This is a genomic window from Pedobacter hartonius, from assembly GCF_900107535.1.
In the GTDB taxonomy this organism is placed as follows: domain Bacteria; phylum Bacteroidota; class Bacteroidia; order Sphingobacteriales; family Sphingobacteriaceae; genus Pedobacter; species Pedobacter hartonius.
This window is the reverse complement of record NZ_FNRA01000013.1, coordinates 125,908-150,332: the sequence shown is the minus strand read 5'-3', so window position 1 is coordinate 150,332 and position 24,425 is coordinate 125,908. Positions and strand designations below refer to the sequence as shown.

Sequence of the window (24,425 nt, the reverse complement as noted above, 5' to 3'; positions counted from 1 at the left end):
ATTTAATTAGTAGCTGTAAAACTTCCGGGGATAAATAGGCATTTGCTATGAAAAAGATACTTCAGTTTCTTAAGCATCAGCTCGTAAACAGCCGCATATTCGTCGTAGATTTCTGCGGTAGAAAAGCAAGGTTCCAGGGCTTTCAACAATGCCCCAAAGGACAAGGGCTCGGTTAAGAGCATGAAAATATTATGATCTAATCCATCAATTAATATTTCTTCATATCCTTTCAGGAACAGCCGGGGAATGATAGCGAGACCGTTCAGCTCTTCAAATGGTGCAAATCCGATATCCTGATTAATAGAGGATTTTGTTTCTGGAAGCCAGTCAAATGAATCTTCAATTACTGTCAGATGGGGATTTTTTTGTAGAACAGCCCTCAACTGATGATTCTTATCCTGCGCAAAGAAAGCGAAGTAATTACAGGCTGAAGTTTCGATCACTGTCAATGATGCAGCATTGATATTACACCAGCTACCAAACAATTCAGATAAGTTACGTTCATATTCAAAAATCTCATTTGCAGATACAGAATCCTGATTTTCGACCAATGTTCTATAATCTACCTCCAGATCGGCCGGTATGGTATTTCTTACAGAAGGGAATGCTCTTGCCGTTCTCGGAAAGCTTATTTCGCCCCAGGGATAATCTGCTTTCCTTTCCGTTTTATTTGAAACAGCTGCATCAGACCCAAAAATTTTGCTGTAAAAGTACTTGTGTTTATCGGGGAACAACCTGATGATTTTATGGTAATATTCGGGATACTCATTCAGTAAAATTGCACTCATCAGGTCACAAACAGCCTTATTTCTTTTTGAGCCTCCAATCAGGTGAAAATATTTTTGACCCAGGGCGATTCTGGAAAAGTCAGAAAACAAAGAAATCAGATAACCGTTATCATCAAAAGTTTCCTTAAAATAGCAGGTAACCTTTTTATTTTGATGCTTACTTAATAAAGAGAACAACACCTGCTCAAAGAGGATATTAAAGTTGAGGTATGTCGTTTCGTCCGGCGCAAGATGTTTGTTTCGGCTAACCATTTCCAGGGCTTCATCTGCATACTGCCTAAAAAAACTGATGTCGCTCCCCCCTATGATTCCGGCATTATAGGAGGAAACCTTATTCGTATCTAATTCTTTCTGAAAGATATCTGGGATATAGGCTAACTTACTTCTCAATTCATTGAACATACTATCTGAATAATCTGTTCCCCGTTCAATATTTTGCGCAATTAAACCGGCCTGTTCAAGCTCTTCACTGAATTTATCCCATATAAAGACATCCGCATCAACATGGATGAACGGCTTTGTCTGAGCAGCATAAGTCAGGATTTTACTAATGCCCCATTGGTTTTTGTCAAATTCAATATTGTCATAACATATCTCTGCCGAACTGTAAGGAAGATTAAGCTGGTCTATGAGGATAGCATAGCCGTTACTATCAGTACATAAATGCAAATCCTCATAATGTTCTCTTAATTTAAGAGAACTTAGTGTCCAAGCCATCAGGTGATATTGCGGGGACACCCATCCAAACCTGTTTTCCAATAAATTACGGTTAGAAGACCAGAAAGATTGTACAATTCTCATACGATATACATTAAATTTGTCCTATTTAATTTCAAATTATTAGGTTCCCCCTGCTTCCCGGGCAATCAGTCCAGATGTTTCATTAGTTGCAATTGAAAGCGTTCATCGCTCGGCCGGTAGAAGTCATCATCTATGATATTTCCCTGCTGATCGATGAGGAGATATCTTGGAATGTTCCTGATATGGATTAGTTTAGTTAGCGGGGATTGCTTGAAATTAGCCAGTCTATATTGAAAAGCCTTGCCATAAAGTTTGTTCTGTTTTGCTGCAGTAATCCATTTGCTAATATCCTGGTCTTTATCGATGCTAATGGTTACAAACTTTATTGGCTTGCCCTTCATTTTTTCCTCTGCCCTTTTTAGCGCCGGCATTTCCATAATGCAGGGAATACACCAGCTGGCCCAAAAATCAACGAGTGTTAATTTATAGTCATTTGAAGCTACTACCTGTTTAAAATCGGCTTTCTTTCCCGCAAAATCATAAAGCAGAATTGGTGGTAAGTACTTTGTCGGTTTAATTTCGTGATTATCGGCCTGGTTGTCTGCGTCCATTATATATGCATAATGTCCCCCAGCATAGTTTTGTAATTTTTGCTTGGCTCCGCTGTAATCTTTAAATGTTTCAGCTAATATCCCGCTGACCTGGTAAAGTGTATCCAAAAATGGGGATCTGGAGCTTATATCAGCTAATTGCTGCCTGATCGTCATTATTTCTTTCGGAGCGTTAATATATTGAGCCTCCATCGCAGATTTTAAATAATCTTTGTAAAGGGCAGTTTTCCTGAGCACAGTATCAACCCCGGCAGCAGTGGCCCAAAAGTTGTCTTTATTTAAGTTTTGATCGTTTTTTTTTGCATTATAGGACACTATCGCACCCATAATCACATTGTTATTTATCGCATCTACAGCTAGTATATCGTTAACATCAGCATACATTTCCTTATACACACTGTCCATCACTGTAGATGAATTGATTTCCTTATTCTGTAATAAGTGTGCAATAGCAGTATATTTAATATTTTTGTTTACTTTTCTTATCCAGTCGCTTCTCAGCGCTGATACATTTAACCGGTCTATACGATTTTCATTCTGGCTAAATGTATTTTCGATACTTTGTAAAAATTGTTTAATACCCGAATCCTTAACCAGTATCTGCTGCGATTTTGCGTCATACCAATAAAATTCTTTAGGTAAGGTAATTAAGCTGTCAAGCAGTTTTTGGTAGCCGGAACTTTTCGTCATAGCTATCGCTCCATCATTAATTCCCTTCAACAAAACCGTATCTCCGGGAAGTAACAGCAGGGAATAGATTTTTAAGACCGGACCGGTTGGTAATACTAAAAAATTTCCATACTGCCACAATGCGGGTCTGGACAGCTTGATTTGCCTGGTGATTAAGGTATCCTTTTCTATGTAATTTTTAAATTCATATTTTCGGCTATACCTGTCAAAGCTATTGAACACCAGGCTTTCGTGGGATTTTAAAGCGACAGAAACCACCACAGTACCGGCTTCACCAAGTGATGGCCTACCCGGCTTATCATGCGAAGAATACGAAATTAAAGCGGCACTTATAATCAAAAAAAAAGGAAGTTTTATATTCATAGCACAAAGTTAATGAAGGGGGCAGTTCCCCCTTCAGATTCATTAATTGCCCCAGCCGTCACAACCACAATCGTAGGTAGTATGACCACCGCATTGTCCCTGTTGGCTGCTAGCGTAACTGCCTGCCCAGCTGCTCATATAAGAACAGCTTGCGCCACTTCCTCCTGGCCAGGTGATGTTGGTAACTGTTGTACCGCTGGATGAAGTATTGGTAACGGTACAGTCTGCCCCTCCCCAAACGTTTTTCATTTGTGCCCTGGACAGGATATCGGTAGCACCCAGTCCAAGTGATTTTAATTTAAGCTTTTCCATTTTTTAAGGCATTTGGTTAAAAATAATTTGTTGTTTACCACTTAAGCAGGTAAGCGCTTCTGTCAAACTTTGCGTCCTGCTACAGTTTACAGATGTTATGATATTTTTCTGCCTTTGAAGGCTTAAACTATTTATCTTCATCCTCCGCCCATCTCAGTTTTTTCAGATCTCCTATTTGATAGCTGCGCGGTAACTGGTATCCGTCTAAAAAAAAAGTGGGTGTAAAGCGGATTTCCATCTGGTCGCACCATTCACGCATGGCCTTAACTTTACTGCCCTGCTGCTGCAGTTTGTCATGCACAGGATATTTAGCAGCAAATGCGGAATAGTCTTTTGTTTCTGCGAGATACCAGTCGTCCAAAGCCTGCTTCAATAACCCTTCATCAGCACTGTCGGATACTGCCATCAGGTGACGGGCAGGAGCTGCTTTTCTATCCTGATCATCATCAGAAGCAGTGAAAATGATTTGTATCTGCAAGTCCGGGTTATCCGCTAAAATCTCATCTATCACAACATGCGCGCTTGCACACGGACCGCAGTAAGGATTGCAAACCTTAATTAACCGATGCCTTGCATCTTCGCGGCCAAGGGTAATCCCCAAACCATTGGCTGATGAGGTAATCATAGGCTGTGTGTACAACAGCGCCTTCAACACCTCAGCATTTGACTTTAAATGCGCCAGGCTTTTTTGGTATTCTTCTCCTTCTCTCGCTTTTTTTATAACCGGTACAATAATTAGTCCCAGGACAAAAGGTAGGATATAACAAGTGATCATTGGGAGAATTAAATTTTCCGGGATCAAAGCATTGAACATACTTATTTTACTATTTGAGACTAATAAACCTGCCTGCAGGATAAGGATGCCCTGGGTGTAAAGACATAACAGGCACCATTGTTTAGCAATACGCCACTGGTAATAAAGTGAAAAGGCAGTATAGATAAGGGCACCTGAACTTAAAAGAGTAAAACATTCAAACAGTAAGCTATTCATTATACCCATTGTCAGAATCGCTAACAACGAACCGGCGAAATAGCTAAAACCAATAAGCGACCAGCTGACACCAAAGACTGCAGAAGCCTGCGAACTCAAAATAGAATCGCAATTAACCCGTTTACCCCCTGCACAAACCTGTTTCAGCAAGGTGCTTTGCCTGTCAATTTCATGCCACAGCAGCAGGCTACCGACCATTACCCCCGCCAGGGAAAGTATAGTATACAGCGAAGGTATAATTGCTGCCAGCCGGTACTTGAACAGCGATAGCACGATCAGGCTTACTGTTAATAATGGCAACGCCAGCATACCAAATGTTATTTTCCTTTGCTGCGATTCTTCCTTTTTTTGGTCTATTGCAAACTGAGGATGCCGGGTAGTGTCATTTACCGCTCCAACCAAAACAAGTCTCTGAAAATCCTGCAAGAATAGATCCTTCCTAATGCGTTGCCAACGCTGTTGTCCTGAAGGCATGTAGGTGACAGAATCATGATTAATTTCTTTTACTATAGCCAGTGACAGTCCCTCACCAGATTGCGTTCGGACAAGAAATGGTGCGGATATTTGATCCAGTTCTTCTGAAGAAACCATCGCCGCAACATTCTCTACACCAAAGCCCGCAATCGTATCACTAATAGAAAGGAGGCTATTTGCATCCGGATGATCCATCAATTCGCTTTTCACCGCATGTCTGCTAACCGGTACGTTTAAAAGACGTAAATACATATAAACCTTATCAACCTCGTTATCAGAAGCAAAAAGTAAATTATTTAAAGTTTGCATCATCGTTTGTACCCTGCATTTAATGTTGTTATGAATTTACTATTGCAAATTGGATCGGGGTAATAAGTTCGATCAACTCTGGTTTGACTGTTACCAATGAGCTGTAATCTCCGATTTGTTTAAAATACCTGTAAATTCTGTAAAAATCCTATTACAATACAGTTATCATGTCCCAAATATCTTTAAACTCTTAAATTTAGAATTAATAACACTTTCGAGATATGTTATTTAGCCGTGTCCCTTCGCAATTACGCAAGCTCTAAGTAAGATATATTGATGATCCAGTTGGTTTAGTTGCGAATTATATATCCTTATAAACTAACCAGATAAAACCTTTAGTATGAACTGTATCGTAATCGATGACGAACGTCTGGCGAGAGAGACGCTGTCAGGATATATCGAAAAAATACCGGGACTGCATCTGAACGGTGCATTTGAAAATGCATTGGAAGCTACAGATTTGATTGGGTCAGGTAAAATTGACATCATTTTTTGTGATATTCAGATGCCGGAACTGGACGGCGTATCATTTTTTAAGACATTAAAAAATCCGCCCATTTTTATATTCGTCACCGGCCACTCTGCTTTCGCGGTTGAAAGTTTTGAACTTAATGTTTTCGATTATATATTAAAACCATTTAGTATAACCCGTTTGCTGAAAACTGTCAATAAAATACATGCTGCCGATGACAACAAACGCAATGGGATTGATAAGAAAAGTCTTATTATCAAGGACAGATCTTCGAACGTGATTATCCCGCACGGTGAGATATTTTTTTTAAAAAGCGATAAGGATTATATTAAAGTAGTTACCATAAACAAGGAATATCTTGTTTGGAAAAAGATATCTGATATGGAAGATGGACTGGCCAGCACCGGACAGTTTTTGAGAGTTCAGAAATCCTATATCGTTAACCTTAATTTCGTTAAAAAAATCACTGGCAATATGATTATAATGAACGGAAGTATAGAGGTTATACCCATTGGGGGGCAATATCGTGAGGAATTATACCGGTATTTTGGTATTAGCATAAAGAGCAGGTAAATTAGTGTCAGAAGTACTTGGTGTCACTCATGGAGAGCCTTGCGTGTGCCATGCAACATAATAGCGTGATATCCTTGTTTGTAGCCAGCGTTTCATAGTCGGGTAAGAGGGCCCAGTTACCTGGGCCGACTCCCCTAAGAACCGTGCATGCAAGTTTCCCTGCACACGGCTCAAGTCATTTTAAAGCCAAACTTTATTGGTGTGGCCGATGGGGTATCACAAATTTTGGTTTGTCACCTCGTGCGCATTTTGGATGCAATAAGCTAAGATTGTCCAGCTTGTCGCTTCCTCCCTCTAGTTTACCTTTATGCCAGTATACAATCCAGTTGCTTAGTTTAGTCACTTTTTCCAGGCAAACAGGGCAGGTACCCTTTTGCCGTTTCCATAAGGCCATTACCTTCAATTTTCCACTTTTGTTGTTCTTCCATTTCTGTGAAGTGCGTTCCTGAAAGTATCTTTCATAAGATGGGTCAAATGGTGTAGCCTGTTGTTTTATTTTGGTGTGCCGTACAATTGGAACACTACTGGCAAAACAGAGGGTATCTATCACCTTTGCACCCTTCTCAGTATTGATTGCCCTAAAGATCCAGTCGCGTAGTTCTATACGATGAAAGTACCTTGACTTTATCCATCTTTTACCCTTATTGGGGTGTCTTCGAACTGACCACTTCCATAAGGCCTTCCAGATTTCCTTATCCACTGCACTGAATATTTCTGAGGAAACAACTGATCTGTGATAATATGTCCAGCCTCTTATTTTCGGGTTCAGTAATCGGATAAGTTCCGCCTGCCCTATACTTCTTTCCGAACGTATTATTTTTCTGATACTGGTGAGGAAAGTCTTGATATTGGTTTTTGATGGTTTTATCAAAAGTTTCTCTATACCATTTTTTAACTGGTATTTTCGAACATTCTGCCCAAGAAAGTCAAATCCATCATGAATATGGGTTATCTTGGTTTTTGTTTCCGATAATTCCAATCCACGTTCTTTCAGAAACATTTGGATCATTGGCATTACCTCCTGTTCCAAGACTTCCCTTGTCCGGCCAATTACAACAAAGTCATCAGCATAACGCACAAACAGTATGGGGTTCTTTCGCTGCTTGGAATAATCACCATCTAATTTTGCTGAACCGAACCTTTTGCCGATCAGGTCTTCGATAACATCTAGAACCATATTGGCAATTGTCGGTGAGGCAAGTCCTCCCTGAGGGGTACCATAATTTGTTGGAAAGAGCTTCCCTGATTCCACAAACCCTGATTTCAGCCATTGCGAAAGAACCTTTTTATCCATTGGAATATGATTAAGAATCCAGTCGTGACTAATCAGATCAAAGCAGGATTTTATATCCCCCTCCAAGACCCATTGTGAAGACCGCTTGGTGGCAAGTCCATTAAATAATTTCTCAATTGCATCGGCAGTTCCCCTTTCAGGACGAAAACCATAACTGTTCCAATCCGCATTCATTTCTGAGATCGGCAACAATGCCATCGTATGCAGTGCCTGCATAGCTCGGTCTTTCATACACGGAAGTCCAAGAGGCCTCCGTTTCTTTCCGTCGGATTTCAGAATATAGATCCGCCTTAATGGAAGTGATTTATATCCTCTTCTGTTTAGGCTTTTTACCATTTCCCATTTATCCGTGGGCGAAGACATTACGATGCCATCAATGCCCGCAGTTCGATGGCCTCTATTTTGTGATACTCGCTTTACGGCCAAACATTTGGCAGCAAAGCTGTGGGTTAGTAACCATTGTAAAGCCTTGACTCTGCGCCGGTTTCTAAGCCTTTCCCATCTAGCGATACGTAGTTGAAGCTTCTTTACCTCCAATAGACAGTGATCCCAATCAATGGAATTCCAGTCCTTGCAGATGGCAATAGCATCCGTGGCACTACTTGAGTTCACAGTCATTTGCATATTGTCTTTTAAAAAAAAGTTCTTCATCGTTTATCACTAAAATAACCAGAGATAAGTCTGCCAGTTTTCACTGTAGGGCAATCTTTTCATCCCATATGTGACCCATCATCGGTCACCATTCGCTTTTTATCTCCTCCTTTAACCGCTCATTCATCAGCCTCGCTTGCGCTTGGCCTTGCATACTAATGCGAATAAACGGTCTTACCCTGTTGCCATTATCCAACACACTGATTTAGATATCGACTTTTCACCGTGTGCGTTCGTTGGCTGTGTATCCCTAAACATGCCAAGGGATATCCCGCACAGTTACCATTTTGGCTTAAGCGTTTCAGTTCCTTTCGCTTATTCGGCTTAACGGCGTTTAACATCGATTCATTTAATTTTATCATATCAGCAAGCCTAACCCTATCCGGAATTGAACTTTCCGGAACCCAGTGTATCCTCACGGTTTAATGGGTCTGCTTATCAGGCATTCGGTATATTGTCTTTCGAGCTTCACACAAGCCAATTACTCGGCTCGCATGTCGAAGTAGGCTACTGCCAACAGCATGGCAGGTTCGTTGTTCAGTTTCCTGATTGAACAATTAGACAATGACCTTTGCAGGTCGCACACAGCTGTAGCCGTCACTTTGGAGGTAACCTTGTAACCGAATAGTAGTGCCTGTGGCACTTCCTGATTACGCCCAGGCTGATATTAAAAGAATACCAGTTTAGCTGGCGGAGCCTGCGCTGCCCAGAAATATCCTCTATGAGTTGTGCTTTTTTACTCTTATCCATCACCTTCATCGTTGTTTCATCCATCATCAGGTAATTGCTTTGCAGCACTTGCTGTTTAAGTTTTTCATATAATGGATTTAACAGGGTGCCAGTTTTATTCCTGTACGGTCAAAACGGGTCATCTGGCGGTAAACCGGCATGTGTCACAATACTTTTCAACAATCAGCGTGGCCAGCAGCGAGGCATCAGCCATACAGTTTTTGATCACTTCATCGGGTAGAGGCGCAATAATGATCTTGCTGGTCAGGCCCGGATCACCGGCTGGTGTAGGTAACAGGTATTTATAACGGATAATCTTTTTAGCCGTCAAACGTGCAGGACTGCATTTTAAGCGATAAGATACTTCGCTTCCAGTACATTTACTACCTTCAGGAATTACATCAGGATGGATCTCCTGGATCTCATCCACAATATTTTCTGGAATCACGAAGTGCTTCTTCTTTTGTTGCACTGCCTGTGTCGGTTTTGCCTTTTCAGCAGGAACAGGTGCAGGTGCGGTTACAGTGGCAGTCACTTCTTCGATCAGCCCCAAACGAAGCTGATCAGGACTTTGTTCCTTGCCCGGATAGCGTTCACTTTTGCTGCCAAAGCTCAGTTTGAGCAATTGTTCCAATCGATGGAGCAGCTGCTCGTTCACCAAACGCAACTGCTTGAACTCGTCCCGCAGGAGGATATTTTCCTTACGGGATTGTTCGTAGAGTTCTTTGTAATCAATCGTATCTGCTGACTGCATTAAGGGCGATTTGGTTGCCATAAAAATAAACAACCTTACCTTTTTCTGCAAATTTTCGCCGTAAATTTCTCACCCGTTACTGCTCTAAAGCCAGGGTGTTTTTCCGTATGCTGCTGCGTTGCTTTTCTTTTTGAAATTCAATCCCACGGATGACCTGTAGTAATTGAATTTCGCTGATATGCCGCCCTTGTCCATCAGCACGAAGTGGCGGAACCTCAAAACTCCCATTATCCATCTTCTTATAGTAAATCACAAAGCCGCCGTGTTCCCAGAATAATAGTTTGATGCTTTGCCGCCAGCGGCTCACAAAAATATATACATCGCCACCTGCAGGATCGCGTTGCAATTCGCTACGGATAATCCCTGTAAGCCCGTTAAAACTTTTGCGGCCATCAATACAATCGGGGTATACAAAATAATTTTTACCAGTCGGTATCATAATCCTCTGCCTTTGTCCAGTAGTGATTGAATATATTCTGGCGCAACATATTGATGCAGCTGGACAGTGAGCGCTCCTGAATTTATACTGGCAAATACAGGAAGTGACACTGCTGGTTCCGGCACGGATATAGGTTCAGGAGATAGGGCCATAAATCTACCATTGGCTTTATATTTTCCCTCACGCTGATACCTGAGCCAGGTATAAAATGTACCTGTCGGTACATCATGATCTTTACAAAATTGAACCAGACTGGTCTGTGCTTTTGAGGATTCGTATTTTTCCAGCAGTTGAATAATCAGCTGCTTGTTGCGAATGCATATCGCTCTGCGGGGTTTGATTTTTTGAAGCTCCATAATAATATTTTTATGAAGCCAAATTTATAATCCGCGTAAGCTCATGTCAATATGCACCGTAGTGTTAGCTTACGATGAATTTTGGTCTATTATGATAGTAACTGGCGGTTAGTAACATCGCTATCCGAAAAAAAAGGACAGCGCAAATATGCGCTCTCATATCAAAGGCATATTTATGCCCTGGCCCTCGACATCATGTCAAACCCCTGCTTTGCAATCATAGGCACCTATATTTGCATTTACCCAAAATACAACCAAGTAACTGTGGGTTACCCAGTGGGCTAACTGAGTAAGTTGAAATTAGGCGGTTGATCAGATATGGAGCCGACAATTTTGGCGACACCCTTACCTTGTCACTAACCGGCAGTTAGCACCAAGGTTTGATCTGGCTATAAATGTTATACAATAGCCCCGTCAATACAACGTACATATTTTGTCAATACCAACGTGATTGCTACCTAATTTTGAGGACAGTAATTTGCAAGTAAGCAGTACTTACAGGCAAAGTGACCCTAATACGCATGTTATACTGTATGTGATTTCAAATAATCAGGCTTCAATCACGCCTTGAAGGCTATTATTGTACCCTGATAGCTGGGTATAATTAGGTTTGCAATATCTATCTAGCGCATTATTCATCTATTTCGGTTGTAAGTAAATTTCTCGGATCAATAACCGGTAAGATAACACCTTGCAACGGTGTACCGTTGGACCTGGTCAAGATTATTCCTCGTGAAGTTGAATATGCTATTCCCATTAATGTCGATCCTATAGAAGCATCAGCAGTCAACGAGTCTTTTTCAGGTCCGTCTGGATAAGAAAGGAATTCATCCAAATTCTCAACATGAAAATCAAATTGAATGGTAAATGTAGCATTTGCTATCTCTTCACCGCTTTCCTTTCTTTTAGTTATGTTAATTTGGAATATTATTCTACTTTCATTTTCCTGGTTAAACATTGTCGTAGTATTCAACTGGATCTTGACATCATCTTGATCATTTACCGGCTCATCTAATAATGAGTTTACTTGAGCGTTGGTAATCTTTATATTTCTTATAGAGATTTTATCAGGATCTACTTGACCTATTTTAGGCTGCACTGTATTCATCTGAAAGGCGGTGTTTTCTAGGACTTAGTAATATTCTATTGTAGACGATTGCTGAAGGTTTGTCAAAGATCATCTTCTTTTCTTTGAGAATCAACGTTTGTTTTCCATTCGACGTAATATCTAAGTGTTGTCGATATGCAATTGTTGTTGGTTGGTCAGTAAAACAGCCTACAACATCAGAATATACCTTTGTTGCATGAACTTCTAGTTGGGCTGTGAATTTTCCCGAGATTGATAGAGGAGTTATCAATAAGTCTTGCTCTAGTACGGACTCTAACTTGCTTATTGATTTAAGAGTAAAGTTATGTAATCCTGAAAGCCACTTACTAACTTCAGATTCAGATTTCCCTAGTTTATTAGCCAATATTTTTTGAGACCAACCTTTTTCGTCCAATATTGAAAATATTTGATCAATAAGAGACATATTTTTAGCAATAAACATGCGTTGTTCAGGTCTAATCTTTTCTTTAGCTTTTAAAAAAATATCACTTTGCATACTAATAAATAATTATTTCCTCACTATCTGTCGAGACCAACTTATTTCCCGATATAGTATAAGATACATTTAAACCTTCTTTAACTTTTTTAACAAACATCTGTGCCTCTTGAAGCTGAATCGGCGGACGTCCACTATCGCTATCGTGAGCTATACCCCCACCTAACAATAAAACTATGCTAGGTGCTATTTGAACATAATATAATCGCAAATTGTTTCCAACGTAAAAAGCTTCACACTCATCTTCCATTGATTTAGGAGGTAAAGCGAAAGCTCCAGCTTCTGGTCTATCTTTTTTAATGGCCTTGATTCCATGTATACTTAAATATTCTATGAGAGCAAATATACTCTCAGCATCTTCGAAAAATTCATTATCCTCATTGAAATACCTGTAATAGAATTTTTCAACTTCAGATATATCTATACCATCAAATTTCACCATGTAAAAATTACAGGCATTTTCATCAAGTACAGTATAATCTTGGATAACAAAGGTATTCACTTTTAAGTTAAGTACAAATAAAGATTAAAAAAATGACATTATTAGTTCGTTTGACACAAAATCAAACATAATTGTTTTTTATTTAAATCTCTAATCCAAATTTCAACTTGTAAGAAATATATTCTTGGCTACTATGATCAACCAAAGATATCGCTCCTGACCTTCAACTCTCCCTTATAACATACGCCTAGTAAATCCACCTATCCAATTCCCATCTCCCCTATAGGTAAATTTGAATATCAATAAAAACAATTAAAGCATAGTACTATCGGCTCATGCAGGCAGGGAAATGCTCTCCGCATCATAAGGAGTTAATTAAACTGGAGGACTTATTAGGAAAGGTTTAAAAAGCGTTGGTCCTCAATCTGGGATTTATATTGGCCAATATGTGTAAATTTAGTAATAATGACATACCGCATTTAACGTGCGGCATTACGAATTTCATCGGATCACGTCTTTAATCTAAATCAAACCCAGATATCACTCAATTTACGTTAGGGTCTAATCACTTGGACATTTGGTTAGGCAAAGTGAACATTTCACGATGGGCAGATAACGATTTTTAATGTTGACAAGTTTAAATGATTTACGATGTGGTCATCAACTGTTTCGATTTATTATAATCGATATAGTCTTCCTCGTATGAAGTTATAGTTATTGATACATTCGTAACGCGTTGACAGCACTTGTGTAGTAAATTATTTCTTAGTCATATAATTAGATATGTTTAAGTGTATTCATATTAAATCTATTAAAATGACTAAAAGCTATTTGACGAACACGCTAACTCTTCAGCAAGGATTGTGCTGTTATGCAGGCACAATGAAGAATTTTTCAAAACAACCGCCAAGTGTGCAAACGCCACACTCGATCACTTAATCCAGAAAACAGCTTACACAAAACAGCAGATGATTGTTCAATAACGTAATCATTTAAGGCAGAATGTCCAGGTGCGGTTCGGCGTAAACACACATTATAATCCTATAAAAAAAATACAAGGCTAATTCTTTTTGGAAAAAAACTAAAAACATATCACTTATGCGGAAAATATTAATTTTATTTATTTGCTTCCTTGCGCTTCGTGTACAAAGGAAACTTCGGTTAGAACCGAACCGGAAAGCCAACTAACAACTCTGGAAGCAAGACACTATTATGAGAACCTAAGTAAAACTCAGCAGATTAAATTTTTAAACGGCGAAATAGCTTCACTTTCGGCGGTCATAACTCCGAATTGGGAAAGCACAGTTGAAGTGACGTTGAATTCCTACAGCATTGTTGAGATACCAATAAGTATCCTAAAGAACGAAATCTCTATGTATCAATTAAATGGAGAAAATTCCAAAGACAATATTAAAAGATCAGAATTTTCATTGTCCAGGTTGATTGTATATAAAGATTCGTCTGACAGGCTAACATCAAATATTATAACTTATATCCCAGATATTAGTTATATCGAGAAAGGGAAGGATATACGTGAGAACACATTCCTTCAGTTAGGATCAACATTTACCGGATACATTGAGTTTAAAAAAATAGATGGACAACCATACCGGCTGTTGCGGATTAAGGACGGGAAACTTATTAAAAAATACAAAGTAAGTAGCTCTTCTGTTCAAAACCAGACAAGGGTTAACAGCGAAAGCTCCGCATCTACTTGTTCTCCAATTTGTACCCCTATCTTTCAAACTATTTGTTCGGGTCCTGGAGGTCCAGGTACAGGAGATCCTAACGATTGGGTTTGCGAAACTCAGCAGATCGGAGAAAATTGTATCGTTGTTTGTGATGGTGGTGGTGAGTTCCCTGATCCTGGACAGGGAGGTAATCCCGATACGCCAGGAATATTTGGATTAAACGGTAGTAATGCAATCGTACCGGATTCCAATTTTGGTTCATTGGTCAATTATGTTAAATCAAGGAATTATTCGGTGTCCGATCAGTTTTCTTCCTCTTTAACTGTCGACGGTGTGAGTTACGAAGGAACGATAGTAGAAATATATACTAACCAAGGGGAGGTAACTGCCGCATATTTCCATGTAAATGAACCCCAAGGTCCCTTTGCAGTTGGTTATTTTTATGCCATAGGAGAAGGAAATGGCTCTAACACATCCGATTGGCCACGACCTGATTTCATCTTGCCGGGGATAACCGGAACAAACATTACCTGGACGAATGGTACATCATCTCCTGCTACCGTTTCTTATGAAGCGATTCCGAACATATCGGACGATGATCCAGAGATTGCGATGTGGAATGATGAGCCGAATCCAGAATATGGCGCGACAGCTGCTCCTTCATATGATGCAATGTATGCTAACTATCCAAAAAATTCGACCGGAGGTGATCTGCCAGCGCCACAAGTATATGCTCTTGTTGGTGGAGACATTTTGGCAATGTACCAGTCTAATCCTGTGAAGTATGGCAATGCATGCGCATTGCGGGTTTCACGGGCTTTAAATTATTCGGGAATTCGAATTCCTTATATTCCAAATCAAACAACAAGCGGCGCAGATGGTAAATATTATTTCGTATCTTCAATACATCTTTATAATTATCTAAAGCAGGTTTTTCAAACTACCTATCGTTTGCAATTGAAAGAAATCGACGGAGGCCCTCAAGGAAACCTGTTCAGGGAAAAATTAAAGGGTATAAAAGGCATATTTATTATGCAACCAAATTACCCTCGTAAGTTCCGCGCATATGGGCATGCCACATTGTGGAATGGTTTTATGGCTATCGGTGGGCACGATTATTTTAACGCACTCGGTGGAGTAGCAAGAATAGTAGTATGGCAGTTAGAATGAAAAAAATACTTTTTATAATACCTTTTATGGGTATTTTACTTTATACAGGAGGATGTAAGGTAAGAAAAAATGAGGCTATGGAAGCGATTTTGAAAGAACGACGACAATGGATGAAGGAATATGCATTATGCAGCTGTTTATCTTTGGTTGGTAAACAGGATACAGCGTTTCGGAACGATATCAGCCAAACGGTGTATGTAGAAATTACGGATTACAGTCGCACCACCAAAAATAACCTTTACAATGCTGTGGATAGCTTAGCATATAAGGCGTTCAATTCAATTACACCTACCCAAATCGCAGATTATGAAGGTAAGAAGCCATATATGATGTCTTGCATCGAATTCTCACAGAGTGAAGAATTAGATTCATTGATCCGCAGGTATGACTACCAAATACAAAATAATCCATAATTATATTATCTACAGCAACCTAGATGTAGATGATTGGTATTGAGGCACGGAAACTCATTGAAAGGGAGCGTACCTCAATACTATTTGATCGAAAATTTCGGAAACTACTACCCAGAGAATCCTGCGACCATTGTTGAAAAAAAAAGATTTGATAGCGTATTTATCAACCCATACAGCAAACTGTTTTTGATAAACTAAATTCTCAACCATGTTGGAGCAGATGAAAATTGATCCTGAGCGAATCATCGAAGTCGATTACTCAGGCGCCGCAAAGGCTTTAAAACCTGTTGTTTACAAAAACAGGGATTTGTATTGCTGCATATTTGGGTCAAATCGTGAAAAAGGCGTTTTGGGTTGTGGGAAAACAACAGAGGAAGCGCTCACCGATTGGGACAAAAATCTAAAAGTACGACTGAGAAAAGCTGAAGGTGATGATGAGATCGTTCAACATGTTAAAACCTTGCTATCTAATGGTAAAGTAGCAAATTCACTTCAAGAGGAGGAGTTCATTAGCCAGTTCAGACCGCTGAAGAAGCATTGAAAAAGGGCAATATCATTTATGCACAATATTGCCCAGTGACAAGAAATTGATCAACAAAACAATGAAAGGGCTCTACCTGCTTAATCCTTGGCTTTTTGACATGCCTTGCTGATGACCCTCGGTTTTATGGGCAAGCTTCTCCTGTGCTTTCGACGTTAAAAACTGCTCCCTCATTACAGGCTTGCCATTTTGCTCATAAAAATTAATTTGAGTGAACTGGGGAACTGCTGCGATCCGAAGACGGATATCTTCGCCGTTTTTATTAACCGTAACCAGTGGGCTGCCACCATTTTTCAATGATGTTTCAAGTTTTTCCATGAGACCGGGATCTTCGAGCTCTTTAATCGAATAACGACTCAATACCTCGTTCAGATTAAAGCCGTATCCTTCACTAAACATTTTAGATCTGAAATTGCCGTAACCATCTTTAGGCTGATTTAATTCCAAGGTAATCCAGGCTTTATACTCTTGCCCATTAATATTTAGCAAATCAGTTCTAAAAACCGAACGCCCTTGAATCAGGTTAGCCGCTTGGTTGATAGTAAAACCATTGCCGTCCTTGATGTAAATATTATGGGTTTTGGAACCGTAAAAGGCTCGCTGAAAGTCTTTATGCAACCGATCACGTATGGAAACTTGGAAAATCAAAAAGTATGAAATGTAGCAGAAACTCGTTTTGGACATCCATACGTAACTCTGTTTACTGTGGTAAAATAATTATTCCACCAAGCGAGGACACTGAATTAAACTTAGTTGAAGGCATTCATCAGCCAATTATTTCCGAGGATTTATTTTGGGACGTACAGGATGTTCTGAATGGTAAAAAGAAAATCCAAGGTGTGAAAATCGCCACCCCTTTAAATCTACCACTGAGAGGCTTTATGTATTGCCCTGAATGCAAAAGAACGCTTACAGGAAGCGCTTCGAAAGGAAGACCGGGGTATTATTATTACCACTGTAAATCGCCTTGTAGGGTCAGGTTTAGCGCGGATGTTATCAATAAGGAATTTGAAAGTGAACTTAGAAGATTCGTTCCTAAACCTGGTAGAGCAGAGTTGTTCAAACAGATAGTCTGTGATATAATTAATAATAAGACATTTGAAGCTGACAAGAATCGGGGCATCGCTGCCATAACGGAGCAGCAAAACTTATTAACGCGCTCCCGTACATTACTTCTCCAAGAGGATATTGATATTTCTGACTATAAAATAATGAAGGCAAATGCGGATGAAAAGATTTTAAAGTTAGAAGCTGAACTGAAAAAAATCAAAAATGAAGCCTCTAACGCTATGGATCTTAATGATCTCGTGAATAAAACGTTGGAAAATCTAAAAAACATTGATAAGCTATATAAAATGGCTGATATTGAAGGTAAACGACGTATCATTGGTTCGATCTATCCCGAAAAATGGACTATTAAAGAAAATAAGGGTCGAACCGATAAAGTGAACTTTGCAGTTCTACTTATCTATCAGATTAACAACGGGTTATGGCATAAAAAACCGGAATAAGATCTAAGATTAGAAATTATTCCGGCGAAGTACCCAGTACCGGAGTCGAACCGGCTATATTTCTTTTATATCTTCGAGAAATAGCTAATTTAAACAATTATCATCCATATTAATCAATTATTCGGTTTAGGAATAATCACTTTAAATTGTTCTGTATTTACATCATTCACAAACTGAATTTTAGGGTAAGCAGAAATTGCACGCCCTACTCCTGTTCCTAATCCTTTATAAGGCAAAATATACTGAGTAAGTGATTGTAGTACAGGATTCCGTGCTATTGAAATACCATTTGCTATGTTTTCTATTGTTAATGAATTCGGAAGTTTTCCCGGACTTACTATTTCTATTCTATCAGAAAAGATGAAAACCTTTATAGTGGATTGAACAAAATAGTCCCTGTGGATTAAGGCATTGACTAAAACTTCTTCAAAAACCTCTTGGGGTATCTCCCATACCGCTGGACTATTAAAAGAATTACCACTTTGAATTTTTTTAATATGCCTATCAATAAACCCAAATGCTTTAAGATAAACATCGTTTAATGTACCATCAAAAGCGGGTTCATTATCAATAAAATGATTTCCACTTAAATTCACATCATTAACAGCTACACATTGAATCGAGAACTGAGGTTTAATTATACTGCGTTTTTCTGAGAATAAAAGTAAACCTGCGAGCGTGAGCTGACCGGCCTTTAATAGTCCCAGATTCTCTAAGGATTTCGAGAGATCTATGCCTAAATCCTCCAGTGAGTTCTTAAATTTACGTTTTAGAAAATTATCATAGAGATTTAGATTTACATCTGCTTTTGAAGTTCCCAGAACCGGAACCTCATCTGCAAACATAGATCCGCTACTCTGTAAAAGTCTTGCTATTTCATCATTAGACGTGACCCTTCTTTTATCAGAACCATTTTTCAAATATATAGTTCCTAATCTATCCTTATAAGGCTTGCTGATGCCTTCAGAAATATAAACTATCATAATGTTATTATCCGAAACAGTTAATACCTCAGTATCAATTACAACAGGTGGAAAAACAGACTGCGAAGCAGTATTAACCAATTTTTGATTATAATCCTGTATCTCCGTAAAAGTAAGACCATTCAGCGCACCAGTCTTATCATTAATACCGATGATAATTACTCCACCTTTAGAATTAGAGAAAGCAATTAATTCATGTGCTAAAGAGTCTGTATGAGGAAGCTTTTCTTTAAATTGGACTTTTGAACTTTCCCCCTGCTGAATAATCTTTAATATTTCTGATGCATGCATAATTCATAAAAGCTTACGGTGATTGAATCTATTACTAATTTAATTAAAATCAGTATACGTTTCAATTCATAAAGATAATCAAACAATCCTATACAAAAACAGCCTCTAAATTTAATTAGAGGCTGTTTTTCCAAAATGTACCCAGTGCCGGAGTCGAACCGGCACGGTTTCCCACAGGTGTTTGAGACCAGCGCGTCTACCAATTCCGCCAACTGGGCATTGCTTATTAAGCGGGATGCAAATCTATATATTCAGCCCTATATATCCAAGCCTTATTTCAAATATTATCCTTTAACCTGATCTTCAGCACCTTCATGCAGCCGTTTCTCTACAATAAAAGGGGCAAAAGGCAATAATGACGCCAAAAACACCAGCACGATCTTACCAAGCTTCCATTTATACTCCATTGCGCACATGATCACGAAAGCCCCATACAAAACAAACAGCATTCCATGAGCCCACCCGGTGTATCTCACCGCCAAAGGCATTCCGGCAAAATATTTCAATGGCATCGCTATTAACAATAACGCCAGATAGGAAAGCCCTTCAGCAATAGCTACTTTCTTAAAAATTGACAAGGTGCTCATAATTTCAGATTTGCATAAAAATAGAAAAACCGGGACAGCAATGCCCGGTTATCTTTATATTTTACATTGAGTAAACACCTATAGTGCTGATTCCAGCTTAAACAGGCTGTCATTGATCCTGTGCAGGTATTTCTTTTTGTAATACAAATCCTTTACCGAGATCAGCACAGGCTCCTGAGCATCCTCCTGAAGGCTGTCAAACAAAGCAGCAAGCCTGTTCAGTTCTTCTTCAATACCGTTCTCAATTGAAAGCATTTCTTTCCTGATGAGTTCAAGCCTGGAAACGTCAGGTTCTGCCTGCAGGTTTATGAGCGCTTCATTTATCTCCTTCATCTCCATCTGGAAATCCTGGGGCAAAACATAGTTCTCCCCTTCTGCCAGCAATCCTTTGAGTTCAAGAATATAATGCAGGCGTTTCTGAGGATCACTCAGCACATGGTAAGCCATGTTATTCTCCGTAGACAGTTCCAGAACCTCCTCCTGTTTTTCCTCCGAATAATTGATATAAAAATCAGGATGATATTTCCTGCTCAGCTCATAAAATTTGAGCTTTACAAGAGCAGCATCAGGATGAAATGAGACCGGCAGGTTATAGCGCTCAAAATAATTCATTACTTGATAAAGGCTTTGAAGATATCATTACCAATTACAAATACCATCAGCGACAGCAGCATCACAAATCCCACGATCTGGGCCGTCTCCATAAATTTATCGCCCAATGGTTTCCCTTTCACCATTTCTACGCACAGGAACACCACATGGCCCCCGTCTAACGCAGGAATAGGCAGCAGGTTCATAAATGCCAGTGCGATAGAAATCAGGGCTGTAGAAGCCCAGAAATGCGACCAGATCCATATACCGCCATACACCTTCTGTGCAATTGCTACAGGTCCGGAGAATGCCTTATCTGCTTTGATCTTACCACTCAGCACTTTCCAGATTCCCTTGCCATTATCAGTAAAGGAGATCCATGCCTGGTTCAGGCCAACAGGCAAAGCAGCGAAAAACCCATAATTGATGGTTTCTTCCCTGATCTCGTCAGCATTAAAGCCAATTCCAATGGTACCGGCGCTATCAGTAGACAATTCAAAATGCAGCAATTCCGTACCCCGGTAAGCATCCAGCATAAGCTTTCTGTTTTTCAGTTTCTTCAGCTCCCTGGATACATCTACATTGTATTTCACAGGGACTTCATTTACGGCTACGATGCGGTCGCCCTTTTTCATGCCCACTCTGAATGCGCCCTTTCCCTTAACCACGGTATCAACAGTAGTTGTCAGTAATGGTACACGGCTGACAAACTCTTCAATCCCCAGGTCGGCAACTTTATTCAGAATATTATCAGGAACCTTCACATCAAGGGTTTTTCCTTCACGGCTAACTGTCAGCGTTGTATTTCCCATCAGCACTTTTGAACTCAGCAGTTCTTCATAGCGGACCACCTTCTTTCCGTTTACCGCAATCACGCGGTCACCCTGTTTCAGGCCGATCTGCTTGCCGATTACACCCGGGTTGATACCACTCACAACAGAGCTGTTCGCAATATAGGTTTCACCGAATTTAAAGGTCAGCATCCAGAAGATAAAGATCCCTACTACAATATTTACAAATACCCCGGCAAGCATCACGATCAAACGCTGCCATGCCGGTTTAGACCTGAATTCCCAGGGCTGCGCCGGTAAAGCCATCTGCTCTTTGTCCATCGACTCATCAATCATTCCCGCAATTTTCACATAACCGCCCAGAGGCAGCCATCCAATACCGTACTCCACTCCCCCCTTGGTAATACTAAATAACTTTACTCCCCAGGCATCAAAGAACAGATAAAACTTCTCTACTTTAATACCAAAGGCACGCGCCGCAAGAAAATGTCCCAGTTCGTGTAAGATTACTAATATTGATAATCCCAGTAACAACTGGGCAACCATAATCAATCCGTTCATATATTAATTGTTGTGTTTTTATATTTTTAATTAGATCGCTAAATATTTTTTTGTTACTAACTCCCGGGCAAATATACGTGTAAGCTCGTCGGTTTCTAAATAATTGTTCAGGCCGGGCTCCTGGATGAAAGGCAGGTCAGCCATGCATTGTTCGATCACATCGCTCATTCCAAGAAATCCGATCTGGTCATTTAAGAAGGCATCAACTACCACCTCATTGGCCGCATTGATGATACAGGGCATATTTCCTCCTTTTTCAAGGGCTGCATAAGCAAGGCCGAGATTACGGAAAGTATCCATATCCGCCCTGGCAAAAGTAAACTCCGGATAATCCAGGAAATTAAACCTCGGAAACTGGCTGTCTATGCGTTTAGGATAAGCCATTGCGTAATGAATAGGCAGTTTCATATCGGGCAAACCCAGCTGGGCTTTCATCGATCCATCGTTAAACTGCACAATGGAATGGACGATAGACTGCGGATGTACGATCACATCGATCTGGCTGATATCCAGATTGAACAGCCATTTTGCCTCAATTACTTCCAGTCCCTTGTTCATCAGTGAAGCAGAGTCTATCGTGATCTTGGCACCCATTACCCAATTGGGATGTTTTAAGGCCTGCTCTTTGGTTACCTGCGCCAGAAAGTTGCGGTCTTTTCCCCGGAAGGGACCACCTGAGGCAGTGATATAAATTTTCTCAATGGTCTCCGGTTCTTCTCCTACCAGACACTGATAGATGGCAGAATGTTCCGAATCTACGGGAATGATTTTCACGCCATGCTCAGCAGCGAGGCGGTTGATCAGTTCCCCGGCTACAACGAGGGTTTCCTTATTGGCCAGTGCTATGGTTTTCTTTGCCTCAATCGCAGCTATCGTAGGGCGCAGCCCTACCGAGCCCATAATTGCTGTAAGTACAATAGCTGAACTTTCCAGGGCCGCAGCTTCGCATAACGCAGCTTCGCCGGTCAGTACGGTAATACCTTTTCCGGATAGCGCTGTTTTTACCGCCTGATACTGGCTTTCATCGCTGATCACTACCATTTCCGGCAGAAATTCCAGTGCCTGCTGCACCAGCAGGGCAGCATTGGACCGGGCGCTGAGTGCCACTACCTTGTACAAGGCCGTATTTGCCCGGATCACTTCCAGGGCCTGAGTACCAACAGAGCCAGTAGACCCCAGTATTGTTATATTTTTCAAATCTTATCCGTCAATTTAATCAGGCCCTCTGCAATCTTTCTGTCATTCGATAACCGCGGAACTTTGTTCTGTCCTCCCAGCTTGCCTTCGGCACGCATATAGTTTACAAATGCATCTTTTGGTAAAGGCCGGATGACCAGGGGCTGCAAAATTTTACCTTCAATAAGGTCAAAGTAGTAAATATTTTTCTTTTGTAAAGCCTTATCTACTTTTTTACTAAAGGCTTTTATGTCTTCCGGCACATTCGAAAACTCTATAAACCATTCGTGATAAGGAAGTTCGCCCGCCGCAGGATTCACCTGCGGGGCAACAGTAAATTCGGTAATACCAACCCCTTCTTCATTTGCGACAGCCAACAAGGCTTGTTCCACTTCCTCACCGATCACGTGCTCGCCAAAGGCCGAAATAAAATGTTTGATCCTTCCCGTTACGTAGATCTTATACGGGTTTTTGGAGACAAATTTAACCGTATCACCAATGCTGTAGCCCCACAATCCCGCATTCGTATTCAGGATCAGGGCATAGTTTTTATCCAGCTCTACATCTTCCAGGCTCAACCGTGTAGGGTGTTCATCGTAATACTCGTCCGCAGGAATAAACTCATAGAACATGCCGGCCTTCGCCAGCAGCAGCAAACTTTTATCCTGCTGGCTATCCTGATAGGCAATAAAGCCCTCTGAGGCGGGATAGGTTTCTATCGTGTCTACTTTCCTGCCGATGCTGGCTTCAATCTTTGCACGGTAAGGCTCATAGTTCACCCCTCCGTAAACGAAAAGCTGGAAATTCTTAAAAATATCTTTGATCTGCTTACCCCCTGTTTTTTCGCTGAGCCTATCGAAATACATCTGCGCCCAGGGCGGAATGCCAGAGATGAGTGTCATGTCCTGCCGGTAGGTTTCTTCTACAATAGCAGCTACTTTTTCCTCCCAGTCTTCAATACAGTTGCTGGCGTAAGACGGAAGCCTGTTTTTCTGCAGATACGCAGGTACCAGATTGGCAACGATTCCTGATAAGCGCCCTACTTTAATGCCGTTCTTTTCCGTCATCACAGGGCTTCCCTGCAGAAAGATCATTTTGCCATTCACAAAACCGGCGTTCCCGGTCTCATGTATATAAGTGAGCAGGGCATTCCGGGCAGCCTTGATATGCTCCGGCATGGATTCCTTCGAGATCGGAATGTATTTGGCACCCGAAGTAGTACCCGAAGTTTTTGCAAAATAGGCTGGTTTTCCCTTCCACATCACGTTTTTCTCCCCGGCAACTACCCTGTCAATATAGGGTCTCAGCTCTTCGTAATCCCTTACAGGAACCCGCTTTTTAAAGTCCTCATAATTCCTGATCGCAGCAAAATGATGGTCCTTTCCAAAGGCTGTATCTTTTGCATCTGCCAGCAGCTGTAACATAGTTTCCTTTTGTGCCGCTACTGCATTTTTTTTCCATTTGTTTAGCCCTTTTACAATAAAGGCAGCGAACGGTTTACTTAATGCCGCTTTTAATCCCATAAA

24 protein-coding genes and 1 tRNA gene are annotated in these 24,425 nt (G+C 40.5%); 5 read left to right on the top strand and 20 right to left on the bottom strand.

What is annotated here, in order from left to right; genetic code table 11:
* Nucleotides 1-2: 2 nt before the first annotated feature.
* The 4 genes from BLW16_RS19840 to BLW16_RS19825 form a co-directional block, all read right to left on the bottom strand.
* The gene (locus BLW16_RS19840) at nt 3-1,589 is read right to left on the bottom strand and encodes a DUF6734 family protein (protein WP_090559619.1); all 1,587 of its coding nucleotides are present in this window, start codon (nt 1,587-1,589) and stop codon (nt 3-5) included.
* A 65-nt stretch (nt 1,590-1,654) separates the two neighbouring features.
* The gene (locus tag BLW16_RS19835; RefSeq protein ID WP_090559618.1) at nt 1,655-3,193 is read right to left on the bottom strand and encodes a TlpA family protein disulfide reductase; all 1,539 of its coding nucleotides are present in this window, start codon (nt 3,191-3,193) and stop codon (nt 1,655-1,657) included.
* A 42-nt stretch (nt 3,194-3,235) separates the two neighbouring features.
* Complete coding sequence (locus BLW16_RS19830; RefSeq protein WP_090559617.1) at nt 3,236-3,505, bottom strand: hypothetical protein; 270 nt, start codon at nt 3,503-3,505, stop codon at nt 3,236-3,238.
* Nucleotides 3,506-3,632: 127 nt separating this feature from the next.
* Complete coding sequence (locus tag BLW16_RS19825; RefSeq protein ID WP_090559616.1) at nt 3,633-5,282, bottom strand: vitamin K epoxide reductase family protein; 1,650 nt, start codon at nt 5,280-5,282, stop codon at nt 3,633-3,635.
* Between the two features lie 337 nt (nt 5,283-5,619).
* On the opposite strand from BLW16_RS19825, the gene BLW16_RS19820 reads away from it, so the two are divergent.
* Nucleotides 5,620-6,324: a LytR/AlgR family response regulator transcription factor gene (locus BLW16_RS19820; RefSeq protein ID WP_090559615.1), complete on the top strand. Its 705-nt coding sequence runs from the start codon at nt 5,620-5,622 to the stop codon at nt 6,322-6,324.
* Nucleotides 6,325-6,517: 193 nt separating this feature from the next.
* On the opposite strand, the gene ltrA is transcribed toward BLW16_RS19820, so the two are convergent.
* From ltrA to BLW16_RS19780, 8 genes are all read right to left on the bottom strand, one after another.
* Complete coding sequence (gene ltrA, locus BLW16_RS19815; protein WP_090559633.1) at nt 6,518-8,236, bottom strand: group II intron reverse transcriptase/maturase; 1,719 nt, start codon at nt 8,234-8,236, stop codon at nt 6,518-6,520.
* A 630-nt stretch (nt 8,237-8,866) separates the two neighbouring features.
* Nucleotides 8,867-9,103: an IS66 family transposase gene (locus tag BLW16_RS19810; protein ID WP_139298362.1), complete on the bottom strand. Its 237-nt coding sequence runs from the start codon at nt 9,101-9,103 to the stop codon at nt 8,867-8,869.
* A gap of 34 nt (nt 9,104-9,137) precedes the next feature.
* Nucleotides 9,138-9,773: an IS66 family transposase gene (locus BLW16_RS19805; RefSeq protein WP_090559613.1), complete on the bottom strand. Its 636-nt coding sequence runs from the start codon at nt 9,771-9,773 to the stop codon at nt 9,138-9,140.
* A 55-nt stretch (nt 9,774-9,828) separates the two neighbouring features.
* Nucleotides 9,829-10,191 carry an IS66 family insertion sequence element accessory protein TnpB gene (gene tnpB / locus BLW16_RS19800; protein ID WP_090559612.1) on the bottom strand — a complete coding sequence of 121 codons (363 nt, stop codon included), beginning with the start codon at nt 10,189-10,191 and terminating at the stop codon, nt 9,829-9,831.
* Nucleotides 10,188-10,547 (bottom strand): hypothetical protein, encoded by a 360-nt coding sequence (locus BLW16_RS19795; protein ID WP_090559611.1) that lies wholly within the window; start codon nt 10,545-10,547, stop codon nt 10,188-10,190. The genes tnpB and BLW16_RS19795 overlap by 4 nt, the downstream gene beginning before the upstream one ends.
* 631 nt (nt 10,548-11,178) lie before the next feature.
* Nucleotides 11,179-11,655, bottom strand: coding sequence for a hypothetical protein (locus BLW16_RS19790; RefSeq protein ID WP_090559610.1), 477 nt, complete (start codon nt 11,653-11,655; stop codon nt 11,179-11,181).
* The gene (locus tag BLW16_RS19785) at nt 11,636-12,151 is read right to left on the bottom strand and encodes a helix-turn-helix domain-containing protein (RefSeq protein ID WP_090559609.1); all 516 of its coding nucleotides are present in this window, start codon (nt 12,149-12,151) and stop codon (nt 11,636-11,638) included. The genes BLW16_RS19790 and BLW16_RS19785 overlap by 20 nt, the downstream gene beginning before the upstream one ends.
* 1 nt (nt 12,152) lies before the next feature.
* On the bottom strand, nt 12,153-12,653 hold the full coding sequence (locus tag BLW16_RS19780; RefSeq protein WP_090559608.1) for a hypothetical protein: 501 nt from the start codon (nt 12,651-12,653) through the stop codon (nt 12,153-12,155).
* A 1,064-nt stretch (nt 12,654-13,717) separates the two neighbouring features.
* On the opposite strand from BLW16_RS19780, the gene BLW16_RS19775 reads away from it, so the two are divergent.
* The 3 genes from BLW16_RS19775 (at nt 13,718) to BLW16_RS19765 (ending at nt 16,408) form a co-directional block, all read left to right on the top strand.
* Nucleotides 13,718-15,454: a T6SS effector amidase Tae4 family protein gene (locus BLW16_RS19775; RefSeq protein ID WP_090559607.1), complete on the top strand. Its 1,737-nt coding sequence runs from the start codon at nt 13,718-13,720 to the stop codon at nt 15,452-15,454.
* A complete protein-coding gene (locus BLW16_RS19770; protein WP_175470651.1) occupies nt 15,451-15,867 on the top strand; it encodes a hypothetical protein in 417 nt (138 codons plus the stop codon). The genes BLW16_RS19775 and BLW16_RS19770 overlap by 4 nt, the downstream gene beginning before the upstream one ends.
* 208 nt (nt 15,868-16,075) lie before the next feature.
* On the top strand, nt 16,076-16,408 hold the full coding sequence (locus tag BLW16_RS19765) for a hypothetical protein (protein ID WP_090559605.1): 333 nt from the start codon (nt 16,076-16,078) through the stop codon (nt 16,406-16,408).
* 72 nt (nt 16,409-16,480) lie between these two features.
* Here the strand turns inward: BLW16_RS19765 and BLW16_RS19760 are convergent, their stop codons facing one another.
* On the bottom strand, nt 16,481-17,026 hold the full coding sequence (locus BLW16_RS19760) for a hypothetical protein (RefSeq protein ID WP_090559604.1): 546 nt from the start codon (nt 17,024-17,026) through the stop codon (nt 16,481-16,483).
* Between the two features lie 35 nt (nt 17,027-17,061).
* Here BLW16_RS19760 and BLW16_RS19755 point away from each other — a divergent pair, with 35 nt between their 5' ends.
* The gene (locus BLW16_RS19755; protein ID WP_090559603.1) at nt 17,062-17,919 is read left to right on the top strand and encodes a recombinase zinc beta ribbon domain-containing protein; all 858 of its coding nucleotides are present in this window, start codon (nt 17,062-17,064) and stop codon (nt 17,917-17,919) included.
* Between the two features lie 113 nt (nt 17,920-18,032).
* Here BLW16_RS19755 and BLW16_RS19750 read toward each other — a convergent pair whose 3' ends face one another.
* The 7 genes from BLW16_RS19750 to BLW16_RS19720 all read right to left on the bottom strand — a co-directional run bounded on the left by BLW16_RS19750 (nt 18,033) and on the right by BLW16_RS19720 (nt 24,422).
* A complete protein-coding gene (locus tag BLW16_RS19750; RefSeq protein ID WP_090559602.1) occupies nt 18,033-19,193 on the bottom strand; it encodes an RNA-binding domain-containing protein in 1,161 nt (386 codons plus the stop codon).
* 138 nt (nt 19,194-19,331) lie between these two features.
* Nucleotides 19,332-19,411: transfer RNA gene (locus tag BLW16_RS19745), tRNA-Leu, on the bottom strand.
* 66 nt (nt 19,412-19,477) lie between these two features.
* Nucleotides 19,478-19,780, bottom strand: coding sequence for a DUF3817 domain-containing protein (locus BLW16_RS19740; RefSeq protein ID WP_090559601.1), 303 nt, complete (start codon nt 19,778-19,780; stop codon nt 19,478-19,480).
* Between the two features lie 78 nt (nt 19,781-19,858).
* Nucleotides 19,859-20,392: a Fe-S protein assembly co-chaperone HscB gene (hscB, locus tag BLW16_RS19735; protein ID WP_090559600.1), complete on the bottom strand. Its 534-nt coding sequence runs from the start codon at nt 20,390-20,392 to the stop codon at nt 19,859-19,861.
* Nucleotides 20,392-21,723 carry an RIP metalloprotease RseP gene (gene rseP, locus BLW16_RS19730; protein ID WP_090559599.1) on the bottom strand — a complete coding sequence of 444 codons (1,332 nt, stop codon included), beginning with the start codon at nt 21,721-21,723 and terminating at the stop codon, nt 20,392-20,394. Before rseP ends, hscB begins: the two co-directional genes overlap by 1 nt.
* Before the next feature lie 30 nt (nt 21,724-21,753).
* Complete coding sequence (locus BLW16_RS19725; protein WP_090559598.1) at nt 21,754-22,920, bottom strand: 1-deoxy-D-xylulose-5-phosphate reductoisomerase; 1,167 nt, start codon at nt 22,918-22,920, stop codon at nt 21,754-21,756.
* Entirely contained in the window at nt 22,917-24,422 is a 1,506-nt protein-coding gene (locus BLW16_RS19720) for a GH3 auxin-responsive promoter family protein (protein ID WP_090559597.1), read from the bottom strand. Before BLW16_RS19720 ends, BLW16_RS19725 begins: the two co-directional genes overlap by 4 nt.
* Nucleotides 24,423-24,425 lie beyond the last annotated feature (3 nt).

Excerpts from the sequence above, each read along its gene's own strand:
- hscB (WP_090559600.1), bottom strand. The coding sequence starts at position 20,392 with ATGAATTATTTTGAGCGCTATAACCTGCCGGTCTCATTTCATCCTGAT.
- BLW16_RS19830 (WP_090559617.1), bottom strand. The coding sequence starts at position 3,505 with ATGGAAAAGCTTAAATTAAAATCACTTGGACTGGGTGCTACCGATATC.
- BLW16_RS19825 (WP_090559616.1), bottom strand. The coding sequence starts at position 5,282 with ATGATGCAAACTTTAAATAATTTACTTTTTGCTTCTGATAACGAGGTT.
- BLW16_RS19740 (WP_090559601.1), bottom strand. The coding sequence starts at position 19,780 with ATGAGCACCTTGTCAATTTTTAAGAAAGTAGCTATTGCTGAAGGGCTT.
- BLW16_RS19820 (WP_090559615.1), top strand. The coding sequence starts at position 5,620 with ATGAACTGTATCGTAATCGATGACGAACGTCTGGCGAGAGAGACGCTG.
- ltrA (WP_090559633.1), bottom strand. The coding sequence starts at position 8,236 with ATGACTGTGAACTCAAGTAGTGCCACGGATGCTATTGCCATCTGCAAG.
- BLW16_RS19835 (WP_090559618.1), bottom strand. The coding sequence starts at position 3,193 with ATGAATATAAAACTTCCTTTTTTTTTGATTATAAGTGCCGCTTTAATT.
- BLW16_RS19755 (WP_090559603.1), top strand. The coding sequence starts at position 17,062 with ATGAAATGTAGCAGAAACTCGTTTTGGACATCCATACGTAACTCTGTT.
- BLW16_RS19765 (WP_090559605.1), top strand. The coding sequence starts at position 16,076 with ATGTTGGAGCAGATGAAAATTGATCCTGAGCGAATCATCGAAGTCGAT.
- BLW16_RS19750 (WP_090559602.1), bottom strand. The coding sequence starts at position 19,193 with ATGCATGCATCAGAAATATTAAAGATTATTCAGCAGGGGGAAAGTTCA.
- BLW16_RS19805 (WP_090559613.1), bottom strand. The coding sequence starts at position 9,773 with ATGGCAACCAAATCGCCCTTAATGCAGTCAGCAGATACGATTGATTAC.
- rseP (WP_090559599.1), bottom strand. The coding sequence starts at position 21,723 with ATGAACGGATTGATTATGGTTGCCCAGTTGTTACTGGGATTATCAATA.
- BLW16_RS19785 (WP_090559609.1), bottom strand. The coding sequence starts at position 12,151 with ATGCAAAGTGATATTTTTTTAAAAGCTAAAGAAAAGATTAGACCTGAA.
- tnpB (WP_090559612.1), bottom strand. The coding sequence starts at position 10,191 with ATGATACCGACTGGTAAAAATTATTTTGTATACCCCGATTGTATTGAT.
- BLW16_RS19795 (WP_090559611.1), bottom strand. The coding sequence starts at position 10,547 with ATGGAGCTTCAAAAAATCAAACCCCGCAGAGCGATATGCATTCGCAAC.
- BLW16_RS19770 (WP_175470651.1), top strand. The coding sequence starts at position 15,451 with ATGAAAAAAATACTTTTTATAATACCTTTTATGGGTATTTTACTTTAT.
- BLW16_RS19840 (WP_090559619.1), bottom strand. The coding sequence starts at position 1,589 with ATGAGAATTGTACAATCTTTCTGGTCTTCTAACCGTAATTTATTGGAA.
- BLW16_RS19790 (WP_090559610.1), bottom strand. The coding sequence starts at position 11,655 with ATGAATACAGTGCAGCCTAAAATAGGTCAAGTAGATCCTGATAAAATC.
- BLW16_RS19720 (WP_090559597.1), bottom strand. The coding sequence starts at position 24,422 with ATGGGATTAAAAGCGGCATTAAGTAAACCGTTCGCTGCCTTTATTGTA.